At 41.7% G+C, this 11,828-nt stretch carries 8 protein-coding genes; all 8 read right to left on the bottom strand.

The features are described 5' to 3' along the window. Positions 1–27: 27 nt before the first annotated feature. Positions 28–339, bottom strand: coding sequence for a DUF3467 domain-containing protein (locus BLS28_RS10825; protein ID WP_090528662.1), 312 nt, complete (start codon positions 337–339; stop codon positions 28–30). 225 nt (positions 340–564) lie between these two features. Next, a complete protein-coding gene (gene rpoC / locus BLS28_RS10820; protein ID WP_091166602.1) occupies positions 565–4,854 on the bottom strand; it encodes a DNA-directed RNA polymerase subunit beta' in 4,290 nt (1,429 codons plus the stop codon). A 111-nt stretch (positions 4,855–4,965) separates the two neighbouring features. After that, positions 4,966–8,769 carry a DNA-directed RNA polymerase subunit beta gene (gene rpoB / locus BLS28_RS10815; RefSeq protein WP_091166600.1) on the bottom strand — a complete coding sequence of 1,268 codons (3,804 nt, stop codon included), beginning with the start codon at positions 8,767–8,769 and terminating at the stop codon, positions 4,966–4,968. A 193-nt stretch (positions 8,770–8,962) separates the two neighbouring features. Further along, on the bottom strand, positions 8,963–9,346 hold the full coding sequence (gene rplL / locus BLS28_RS10810) for a 50S ribosomal protein L7/L12 (RefSeq protein ID WP_022833154.1): 384 nt from the start codon (positions 9,344–9,346) through the stop codon (positions 8,963–8,965). 64 nt (positions 9,347–9,410) lie between these two features. Next, on the bottom strand, positions 9,411–9,929 hold the full coding sequence (gene rplJ / locus BLS28_RS10805; RefSeq protein WP_090528670.1) for a 50S ribosomal protein L10: 519 nt from the start codon (positions 9,927–9,929) through the stop codon (positions 9,411–9,413). Between the two features lie 2 nt (positions 9,930–9,931). Further along, on the bottom strand, positions 9,932–10,630 hold the full coding sequence (gene rplA / locus BLS28_RS10800) for a 50S ribosomal protein L1 (protein WP_090528673.1): 699 nt from the start codon (positions 10,628–10,630) through the stop codon (positions 9,932–9,934). A gap of 28 nt (positions 10,631–10,658) precedes the next feature. After that, entirely contained in the window at positions 10,659–11,099 is a 441-nt protein-coding gene (gene rplK, locus BLS28_RS10795) for a 50S ribosomal protein L11 (protein ID WP_090528676.1), read from the bottom strand. Positions 11,100–11,278: 179 nt separating this feature from the next. Continuing rightward, positions 11,279–11,821, bottom strand: coding sequence for a transcription termination/antitermination protein NusG (gene nusG / locus BLS28_RS10790; protein ID WP_091166597.1), 543 nt, complete (start codon positions 11,819–11,821; stop codon positions 11,279–11,281). Between the last annotated feature and the right edge of the window lie 7 nt (positions 11,822–11,828).

The following is an 11,828-nucleotide window of genomic DNA, read 5'->3' as shown; positions in this document are numbered from 1 at the left end:
AAGTGCATTTTAATATAATAATCAAAATTATGCTTGCCCCATTGTACCACCAAAATTCATCGGAAAACCCGGATGATCAGGCTGTACTTTGATGCGGCCGTTAATGGCTTCATACTTTTCAATATTATCTTCCAAGGCCGAAAGAAGGCGTTTGGCATGCTCGGGGGTTAATATGATCCGCGACTTTACCCGAGCCTTGGGTACGCCTGGCATGACCCGGATAAAATCCAATACAAACTCAGAGTTTGAATGAGTAATGATAGCCAGGTTTGAGTAGATACCTTCTGCAATTTCTTCTGAAAGCTCAATGTTGAGCTGATTTTCGTTCTGTTCTTCCATCCTACTAAAATAACAAAAAGACGTTCTCCATAAACAGCCTTTTTTTGAGGTGATTATTGAGCCTTGTTTTACTTTAGATAACTTGGATCAACCCCATATTGACCTTGCGCAAGGTCGAACGTAGAACAGAGATGTTTTACTTTTGTTTTAACAATTTAAAAAAAAGACAAAAAAAAGCCTCCCGGATAACCGGGAGGCTTAATAAATTATTTAAGTAGCTGGCAATTAAGCTTCCAACTCTTCTGCTTTTGAAGCCATCAGGCGGTCAAATTCTTCCTGTGAACCTACACGGATATTCTCGTATTCGCGTAAACCGGTACCTGAAGGTATTAAGTGACCTACGATAACGTTTTCTTTCAGGCCAAGCATGTTGTCTTTTTTACCTGCGATAGCTGCTTCGTTCAGTACTTTGGTAGTTTCCTGGAACGATGCTGCCGAGATAAACGACTTGGTGCCTAACGACGCCCTGGTGATACCTTGCAGTATCGGGCTTGATGTTGCAGGGATAGCGTCACGCACTTCAACCAGTTTAAGGTCGCGACGTTTCAATACCGAGTTTTCATCGCGTAAGCGGCGTAATGAAACTATCTGACCAGATTTCAATGTAGTTGAATCACCCGGATCAGTAACAACTTTCTTGTCGTAAATTTCATCATTCTCGGTCATGAAATCCCATCCGTCGACAGCTTCACGCTCTAAGAAACGGGTATCGCCCGCATCTTCGATAGATACCTTCTGCATCATCTGGTGAACGATAACCTCAAAGTGCTTATCGTTGATCTTCACACCCTGTAAGCGGTAAACTTCCTGGATACCGTTAACAAGATATTCCTGCACTGCAGCAGGGCCTTTGATAGCAAGGATATCCGCCGGAGATATCGAACCATCTGATAATGGCATACCAGCTTTAATAAAGTCATTATCCTGTACAAGGATGTGTTTTGAAAGTGGTACAAGGTATTTTTTAACCTGGCCATCTTTTGATTCGATGGTGATTTCGCGGTTACCGCGTTTCACGCCACCTAAAGTTACCACACCGTCAATTTCAGTTACTACAGCAGGGTTTGAAGGGTTACGTGCTTCAAATAACTCGGTTACACGTGGTAAACCACCTGTAATATCTCGCGTTTTACCGGTTGAACGAGGGATTTTAGCAATAACCTGACCGGTTTGTAACCTATCGCCTTCATCAACAGCGATGTGTGCACCTACCGGAATGTTATATCCTTTAATGATGTTACCTTTATTATCAGCAATCTGGATAGCAGGGTTTTTAGTTTTATCCCTTGTATCGATGATCACTTTTTCGCGGTGACCGGTTTGCTCGTCAGATTCTTCACGGAAAGTGATACCTTCCAATACTGCATCGAACTGGGCAATACCTGCAAATTCAGAGATAATTACCGCGTTATACGGATCCCATGAACAAATACGGTCGCCTTTGGTGATCTTGCTGCCATCTTTTACATACAGGTATGAACCGTATGGAATATTATTGGTAACAATTACTTTATTGCTTCCGGCTTCGATAATGCGGAACTCGCCCGAACGGCCTAATACCACATCAACAGAGCCATCTTCAGCAGTTTCATAAGTTACAGTACGTACGTTCTCAAACTCGATGATACCATCAAACTTAGCGTTGATCTGAGATTCCGCAGCAATGTTTGACGCGGTACCACCCACGTGGAATGTACGAAGTGTTAACTGTGTACCAGGCTCACCGATTGACTGTGCAGCAATTACACCAACAGCCTCGCCTTTTTGCACGCGTTTACCGCTTGCAAGGTTACGGCCGTAGCACAATGCACATACGCCACGTTTGCTTTCGCAAGTTAATACCGAACGGATCTCGATACCTTCTAACGGAGAATTCTCGATCTTTTTGGCAACCTCTTCGGTAATGTCCTGACCGGCTACTGCTAACAATTCGTTAGTGATAGGGTCATGAACATCATGAAGCGTAGTACGACCTAAAATACGGTCATATAAAGGCTCAACAATATCCTCGTTATCTTTCAGTGCAGTTGTGTAGATACCTCTTAAGGTACCGCAATCAACCTCACCAACAATCATATCCTGGGCAACGTCATGCAACCTACGGGTTAAGTAACCAGCATCCGCTGTTTTTAACGCCGTATCCGCCAAACCTTTACGGGCACCGTGGGTAGAGATGAAATACTCCAATACCGACAAACCTTCTTTAAAGTTTGAAAGGATCGGGTTTTCGATGATCTCACCACCTGAACCTGATTTTTGAGGCTTAGCCATCAAACCACGCATACCTGCAAGCTGACGGATCTGCTCTTTAGAACCACGCGCACCTGAATCAAGCATCATGTAAACAGAGTTGAAGCCCTGGTTATCATTGCTCAGGATATCCATCACGTTAGCAGTTAAGCGGTTGTTGATACGTGTCCAGATATCGATGATCTGGTTGTAACGCTCGTTGTTGGTAATGAAACCCATGTTGTAGTTACCCATAACCTCATCAACCTGCTTAGAAGCTGTTTCGATCAAAGTAACTTTCTCTGCAGGGATATTGATATCCTTCAGGTTAAATGATAAACCGCCCTGGAACGCCATTTTAAATCCTAATTCCTTAATATCATCAAGGAACTGGGCCGCGCGTGCCATACCGGTGATTTTCACTACTTCACCAATGATATCACGAAGTGATTTTTTGGTAAGCAGCTCATTGATATAACCTACTTCTACAGGTACATGCTGATTAAACAACACGCGGCCTACAGTAGTATCAATAATTTTGTTTACGATTTTGCCATCGCGTTCTTTAACTAAAGCTTTAACTTTAATGAACGCATGCAGATCAAGTTTTTTCTCGTTATAAGCGATAATTACTTCTTCTGCAGAGTAAAAAGTTAAGCCTTGTCCTTTAACCACGCGCGTTTCATCAGTTTTACGGCCTTTGGTTATGTAGTACAAACCAAGCACCATGTCCTGAGATGGTACAGTAATAGGCGTACCGTTAGCAGGGTTAAGGATGTTGTGCGAAGCAAGCATCAGGATTTGGGCTTCCAAAATTGCCGCGTTACCAAGTGGTACGTGAACGGCCATCTGGTCACCGTCAAAATCCGCGTTGAATGCTGTACAGGTTAATGGGTGCAATTGGATCGCTTTACCTTCAACCAGTTTTGGCTGGAACGACTGGATACCCAACCTGTGCAGCGTAGGCGCACGGTTTAGTAATACAGGGTGTCCTTTCAGTACGTTTTCCAAAATATCCCAAACTAATGGGTCTTTACGGTCAACAATCTTTTTAGCAGATTTTACTGTTTTAACCACACCACGCTCAATCATTTTACGGATGATAAATGGTTTAAACAGCTCGGCAGCCATATCTTTTGGTAAACCGCATTCGTGTAATTTAAGGTTAGGACCTACAACAATTACCGAACGGGCAGAGTAATCCACACGTTTACCTAATAAGTTTTGACGGAAACGACCTTGCTTACCTTTCAGGATATCTGAAAGTGATTTCAAAGCACGGTTACCTTCAGTTTTTACCGCGTTAACTTTACGTGAGTTATCGAATAACGAATCTACAGCTTCCTGCAACATACGTTTTTCGTTACGTAAAATCACTTCTGGTGCTTTAATCTCAATTAAACGTTTTAAACGATTGTTACGGATAATAACACGACGGTAAAGGTCGTTCAAATCTGAAGTAGCGAAACGGCCACCTTCCAGTGGTACCAACGGACGCAACTCAGGCGGGATAACCGGAACGATCTTAACGATCATCCACTCAGGGTTATTCTCGATCCTTGTTTTTGCATCACGGAAAGCTTCAACAACCTGTAAGCGTTTTAAGGCTTCATTTTTACGTTGCTGAGAAGTTTCGTTTGCTGCCTGGTGACGCAAGCTAAATGATAATTCGTCAAGGTCAAGGCGTTTCAATAACTCTTCCAAAGCCTCGGCACCCATTTTGGCAACAAATTTCTGAGGATCTTTGTCGTCAAGGTACTGGTTTTCTTTTGGAAGGGTATCTAATACGTCAAGGTATTCTTCTTCAGTAAGGAAATCCATTTTATTGATTCCGTCTGATTCTTTAATACCCGGTTGGATAACTACGTAACGCTCGTAGTATATAATAAGGTCGAGCCTTTTTGTAGGCAAGCCTAATAAATAACCAATTTTGTTTGGCAATGAGCGGAAGTACCAGATGTGTGCAACAGGCACCACCAGGTTGATGTGGCCCATGCGCTCACGACGTACTTTCTTTTCGGTTACTTCAACACCGCAACGGTCGCACACGATACCTTTGTAACGGATACGTTTGTATTTACCGCAATGGCACTCATAATCCTTAACCGGACCAAAAATACGCTCGCAGAACAAACCATCACGTTCGGGTTTGTAAGTACGGTAGTTAATGGTTTCCGGCTTTAAAACTTCACCGCTTGAACGCTCAAGGATAGACTCGGGAGAGGCTAAACTGATGGTAATGGTGGTAAAGTTACTTTTGATTTTATTATCCTTTTTGTAAGACATAGTCTACTTTGATTTTTTAAAGGTAATTTTTTAGGCGAAAGGTAAAAGGCGAAAGGTAAAAGGTTTCGGAACCTGTCCTAACCTTTCACCTTTGGCCTTTAAGCTTTAACCTTATTCTAATGTGATATCCAAACCTAAGCCGCGTAACTCGTGAACCAATACGTTGAATGATTCAGGAACTGATGGCGTTGGCAGGTTTTCACCTTTAACAATAGCCTCATATGTTTTGGCACGGCCGATAACATCATCCGATTTAACGGTTAATATCTCCTGCAAAATGTTTGATGCACCAAATGCTTCCAGTGCCCAAACCTCCATCTCACCAAAACGCTGACCACCAAATTGTGCTTTACCGCCCAATGGTTGCTGAGTGATCAATGAGTACGGACCGATTGAACGGGCGTGCATCTTATCATCAACCATGTGACCTAATTTCAGCATGTAGATAATACCTACAGTAGTTTGCTGATCAAAACGATCACCTGTTAAACCATTGTATAAGTAAGTACGGCCTGATTCAGGCAAGTTGGCTTTCTTAATCCACTCTTCCACTTCTTCGTGGCTTGCACCGTCAAAGATTGGAGTAGCAAATTTAACACCAAGCTCTTTACCGGCCCAGCCTAATACGGTTTCATAGATCTGGCCCAAGTTCATACGTGAAGGTACACCCAGTGGGTTCAACACAATATCAACCGGTGTTCCATCTTCAAGGAAAGGCATATCTTCGTCACGTACAATACGAGCAACGATACCTTTGTTACCGTGACGGCCTGCCATTTTATCACCCACTTTAAGCTTACGCTTTTTAGCGATGTAAACTTTAGCCATTTGCACGATACCTGATGGAAGCTCATCACCCACGCTGATAGCGAATTTATCACGACGGTAAGCACCTAACTCTTCATTGTACTTAATGTTGAAGTTATGAAGAAGGATCTTGATCTGATCGTTTTTATCATCATCAGTAGTCCATTTCGTTGGGTTAATGTTATCGTAATTAAGCTCAACTAATATCTTTTGGGTGAATTTAACACCTTTAGGAACCTGTAACTCTTTGTAAACGTTATAAACGCCTTGCGAAGTTTTACCGTTAACGATCTCAAATAACTTTTCGATCAAAGTATTTTTCAGATCTTTCACAGCTTTATCATGCTTGTTATCCAATTTCTCTAACTGTGCTTTTTCTTCAGCTTTTGAAGTTTTCTTAGCACGAGAGAACAATTTGGTATCGATAACAACACCGGCAATTGACGGCGGGGTTTTCAATGAAGCATCTTTAACGTCGCCGGCTTTATCACCGAAGATAGCACGTAACAGTTTTTCTTCCGGTGATGGGTCTGATTCACCTTTAGGGGTGATCTTACCAATCAGGATGTCGCCTTCTTTAACCTCGGCACCTACACGGATGATACCGTCTTCGTCAAGGTCTTTAGTTGCTTCTTCTGATACGTTAGGGATATCTGGTGTTAACTCTTCCTCACCTCGTTTAGTGTCACGAACTTCAAGCTCGAACTCTTCAACGTGGATTGAAGTAAAGATATCTTGTGAAACAACACGCTCAGAGATTACAATCGCATCCTCAAAGTTATATCCCTGCCAAGGCATGAACGCTACTTTAAGGTTACGGCCTAATGCAAGCTCGCCATTTTGCGTAGCGTAACCTTCGCAAAGTACTTCACCTTTTTCAACCCTCTGGCCTTTTTTAACAATAGGCTTAAGGTTCATGGTGGTGCTTTGGTTGGTTTTCTTAAACTTGGTTAAGCGGTAGCTTTTGCTATCTCCTTCAAACGAGATCAAACGATCAAGTTCGTTACGGTCATATTTAATACGGATTTCGTTAGCATCAACATACTCCACCACACCATCGCCTTCGGCGTTGATCAGGGTACGGGAGTCTTTTGCCACACGGCCTTCCAAACCGGTACCAACAATCGGCGCTTCCGGACGTAACAATGGTACGGCCTGGCGTTGCATGTTTGAACCCATCAATGCACGGTTAGCGTCATCATGCTCTAAGAACGGAATAAGCGAAGCCGCGATTGAAGTGATCTGGTTTGGAGCAATATCCATCAAATCCAGACGCTCCGGCTCAATAACCGGGAAGTCACCTTCGAAACGTGCTTTTACACGCGGCAATTCAAACTCACCTTTATCATCGTATACAGCGTTTGCCTGGCCAATGGTTTTACCGTCTTCATCTTCAGCAGATAAATAGATAACCGGCTCGTCAACCATAACTTTACCTTCAACTACACGTTTGTACGGAGTTTCGATAAAGCCTAAGTTGTTGATCTTAGCGTGTACACAAAGTGATGAAATCAAACCAATGTTCGGACCTTCAGGAGTTTCGATAGTACACAACCTACCGTAGTGGGTGTAGTGAACGTCACGAACCTCGAAACCTGCACGCTCACGCGACAGACCACCGGGACCTAAGGCTGACAGACGCCGCTTGTGCGTGATCTCTGCCAGTGGATTGGTTTGGTCCATGAACTGTGACAACTGGTTTGTTCCGAAGAACGAGTTGATCACAGATGATAATGTACGTGCGTTGATCAGGTCGGTTGGGGTGAACACCTCGTTATCACGAATGTTCATACGCTCACGAATAGTACGGGCCATACGTGCCAAACCTACGCCAAACTGAGCATAAAGCTGCTCGCCAACGGTACGCACACGACGGTTTGACAAGTGATCGATATCATCCACCTCAGCTTTTGAGTTGATTAATTTGATCAGGTATTTAACAATCGCGATGATATCCTGCTTGGTTAAAACCTTCGTTTCTTCCGAAGTGCTCAATTTTAATTTACGGTTGATGCGGTACCGGCCCACATCACCCAGGTCATATCTTTTATCTGAAAAGAATAAACGATCGATGATACCACGAGCTGTTTCTTCATCAGGTGGTTCAGCGTTACGTAACTGGCGGTAGATATGTTCAACCGCTTCCTTCTCAGAGTTGGAAGTATCTTTCTGTAAGGTATTGTATATAATAGTATAATCACCGCTGGTTGAAGCATCTTCCTTGTTAAGGATGATGGTTTTAACACCAGAGTCGATGATCATATCAATATGGTCATCTTCCAGTAAGGTTTCACGCTCAAGGATGATCTCATTACGAGGGATAGAAACTACCTCACCGGTATCTTCATCCACAAAGTCTTCGATCCATGTTTTAAGGACCCTTGCAGCAAGCTTACGGCCAATATATTTCTTAAGGCCTGATTTGCTTACTTTAACCTCGTCGGCCAGTTCAAACAGCTCTAATATATCTTTATCAGAGTCATAACCAATGGCACGAAGTAACGTAGTAACCGGGAATTTCTTTTTACGGTCAATGTAAGCATACATCACGTTGTTAACGTCTGTAGCAAACTCAATCCATGAACCTTTGAAAGGAATAACACGGGCCGAGTATAATTTTGTACCGTTGGTGTGGCGGCTCTGACCAAAGAACACACCTGGCGAACGGTGTAACTGTGATACAATTACACGCTCGGCACCATTAATAACAAATGTACCTTTTGGCGTCATGTATGGGATAGTACCCAGGTACACGTCCTGTACAATTGTTTCAAAATCTTCGTGCTCCTCGTCATTACATGACAGGCGAAGCTTTGCTTTTAATGGTACGCTGTAAGTTAATCCGCGTTCGATACACTCTTGTATATCATAACGGGGCGGATCAATAAAGTAGTCAAGAAACTCCAGGACAAAGATGTTTCTTGAATCTGAAATAGGAAAGTTTTCGGCAAACACTTTAAACAGCCCTTCTTTATAACGGTTGTCGGAAGTGGTTTCCAATTGAAAAAATTCCTGGAAAGATTGTAACTGAACATCCAGAAAATCAGGGTAATCAAGTACCTTTCTACTGGTTGCAAAGTTTACTCTTTGATTATTATTGTTTGCCAAGGTATTTAAATTTTAGTTATTAATTTTTGTAGATGTGAGACTTGAGACATGAGATCTGAGATATGAAATAGCGATTTGAAAAATCTCAAATCTCATATCTAATATCTCACATCTAATTCAAAACCTTTATAAACAGCAATAGACCCCGACCGTTTATGGTCGGAGTCTTGATGCTATATTTCAGTAGGTTAAATTACTTAACCTCAACTACTGCTCCGGCTTCTTCTAATTGTTTTTTCAAAGATTCAGCTTCTTCTTTAGTTACACCAGTTTTAAGTTCTTTTGGTGCACCGTCAACAAGATCTTTAGCTTCTTTCAAACCAAGGCCAGTTAAGTCTTTTACTAATTTAACAACTGCTAATTTAGCGCCACCTGCTTCTTTCAGGATAACGTCAAATGCAGTTTGCTCAGCAGCAGCTGGAGCAGCATCGCCACCGTCAGCAGCAGGAGCAGCAACTGCTACAGCAGCAGCAGCAGGCTCAATACCATACTCATCTTTTAATATTTGAGCTAATTCGTTTACTTCTTTTACTGTTAAGTTTACCAACTGTTCAGCAAACGCTTTTAAATCCGCCATTTTATTTAAATTTTTACTTTTAATGCTTTTTGTTTGTTATTGTCGAACTCTTGTGAGGCGTTCGTTAACCTCTTTCTTGTAATGTTTTTACAAGGCCTGCAATTGTAGTTCCGCCTGATTGTAGTGCAGAAAGTACGTTTTTGGCAGGTGATTGTAGTAAGCCAACTATCTCGCCGATCAGTTGTTCTTTTGATTTCAGTTTGGTTAAAGTATCTAACTGGTTATCACCTATAAATACTGCCGAATCAATATAAGCTGCTTTTAAAATTGGTTTTTCACCTGTTTTCCTTAATTGTTTGATCAACTTTGCCGGAGCAGTTGCTGACTTTGAGAAAAGAATTGATGATGAACCTTTTAATACATCATATATAGGGCTGAAATCACCGCCTGCAGCTTCCATAGCTTTTTTGATCAAGCTATTTTTGGTTACCTGCATCGTAATGTCGTTTTCGAAACATTTACGGCGGATGTTGTTGATCTTGGCTACAGTTAAATCAGAGGTATCAGTGATATAAAAATTACCATACTCTTTGATTTGCTCAGTTAGGGCTACAACAAGGTCGTATTTTTCTTCTTTATTCATGATTAGATCCCCGCTACTGATTTAGTTTCAACTGTAATTCCAGGCGACATAGTTGAAGAGATATGAATGCTCTTGAAATATGTTCCTTTTGCTGCAGAAGGTTTTAATTTAGAGATTGTTTGCAATACTTCTAATGCATTCTCATAAATTTTATCTGCAGAGAAAGATGCTTTTCCTATTGAAGTGTGGATAATACCGGTTTTGTCAACCTTGAAATCGATTTTACCACCTTTTACCTCAGTTACAGCTTTACCAACTTCTGGGGTAACTGTACCTGATTTAGGGTTTGGCATAAGGTTACGCGGGCCTAAAATACGACCTAAACGACCTACCTTCGCCATAACACTTGGCATAGTAATGATAATATCAACATCAGTCCATCCGCCTTCAATCTTGGCAATATAATCATCCAAACCTACGTAATCTGCACCTGCGTCTTTAGCTTCTTGTTCCTTATCAGGAGTACAAAGAACTAATACACGTACAGTTTTACCGGTTCCATGAGGTAATGTTGCAATACCACGTACCATTTGATTGGCTTTACGTGGGTCAACACCTAAACGAACGTCTATATCAACTGATGAATCAAATTTAGTAAGGGTTAATTCCTTTACCAATGCAGATGCATCCTGTAATGTGTACGATTTGTTTGCCTCAATTTTGGAGAGTGCCACTTTTTGATTTTTTGTTAATCTTGCCACTGTCTTTAAACTGATTTGTATAAATTAATTAATTCCAGGGAGCTGTACCTGATACGGTAATTCCCATGCTGCGGGCAGTACCTGCCACCATTTTCATGGCCGATTCAACTGTGAACGCGTTCAAGTCAACCATTTTATCTTTTGCTATAGTCTCAACCTGTTCCCAGTTAACACTGGCAACTTTTTTACGGTTAGGCTCAGCAGAACCACTCTTTAAACCGGTAGCTTCCAATAACTGGATAGCAACGGGAGGGGTTTTGATGATAAATTCGAATGATTTGTCAACATACACAGTAATCAAAACAGGCAATACTTTTCCAGCTTTGTCCTGGGTGCGTGCATTAAATTGTTTGCAAAACTCCATGATGTTCACACCTTTTGCACCCAATGCAGGGCCAATTGGTGGTGATGGGTTTGCGGCGCCGCCTTTAACTTGCAGCTTAACCATTGCACCGATCTCTTTTGCCATTTTAATTTACTTTAATTATAAACTCAATGTTAGTAAGTGGAAGCTAAGTAACATTTAAGATTGTGTCGATTTCGGATTTGGGAATTTCCATTTCGGATTTAACTCCCGCTTCTTTCATCTTATATTTTAAATTCAATAATTTCGAAATCGAAAATCCGACATCCGAAATTATTTGAAAACTATTCTTTCTCTACCTGCATGTAATTCAATTCAAGCGGCGTACGGCGCCCGAATATCTTTACCATTACTTTCAGTTTCTTTTTTTCTTCGTTAACCTCTTCAATAACCCCGCTGAAACCGTTGAAAGGCCCGTCCATAACTTTAACGGCCTCACCAACATAATAAGGTACATTCATGGTTTCGCCCTGTGCGCTCATCTCGTCAACCTTACCTAAAATACGGTTAACTTCTGACTGGCGAAGCGGTATAGCATTTCCGGCTTTATCGCCCAGAAAACCTATAACACTGTTTATATTTTTAATGATGTGTTCAGTTTCGCCATCTAAAACAGCTTCCATAAGCACATAGCCCGGAAAGTAGTTACGCTCTTTCGCGATCTTCTTTCCATCACGCATCTGGTAATACTTCTCCGTAGGTATTAATACCTGTGGTACCAAATGACTAATGCCCAAACGGCTAATTTCGGCATCTATGTATTGTTTAACTTTCTTTTCCTTACCACTAATAGCCCTAACTACATACCATTTCAATTGATCACTCATCTCCGTC

This window comes from Mucilaginibacter gossypii (genome assembly GCF_900100945.1).
GTDB lineage: Bacteria > Bacteroidota > Bacteroidia > Sphingobacteriales > Sphingobacteriaceae > Mucilaginibacter > Mucilaginibacter gossypii.
The sequence above is the reverse complement of the archived record's forward strand: the minus strand, read 5'-3'. Positions and strand labels throughout refer to the sequence as shown.

Coding starts and splice junctions, on each gene's coding strand:
- rplJ (WP_090528670.1), bottom strand. CDS start 9,929: ATGAATAAAGAAGAAAAATACGACCTTGTTGTAGCCCTAACTGAGCAA.
- rplK (WP_090528676.1), bottom strand. CDS start 11,099: ATGGCAAAAGAGATCGGTGCAATGGTTAAGCTGCAAGTTAAAGGCGGC.
- nusG (WP_091166597.1), bottom strand. CDS start 11,821: ATGAGTGATCAATTGAAATGGTATGTAGTTAGGGCTATTAGTGGTAAG.
- rpoC (WP_091166602.1), bottom strand. CDS start 4,854: ATGTCTTACAAAAAGGATAATAAAATCAAAAGTAACTTTACCACCATT.
- BLS28_RS10825 (WP_090528662.1), bottom strand. CDS start 339: ATGGAAGAACAGAACGAAAATCAGCTCAACATTGAGCTTTCAGAAGAA.
- rplL (WP_022833154.1), bottom strand. CDS start 9,346: ATGGCGGATTTAAAAGCGTTTGCTGAACAGTTGGTAAACTTAACAGTA.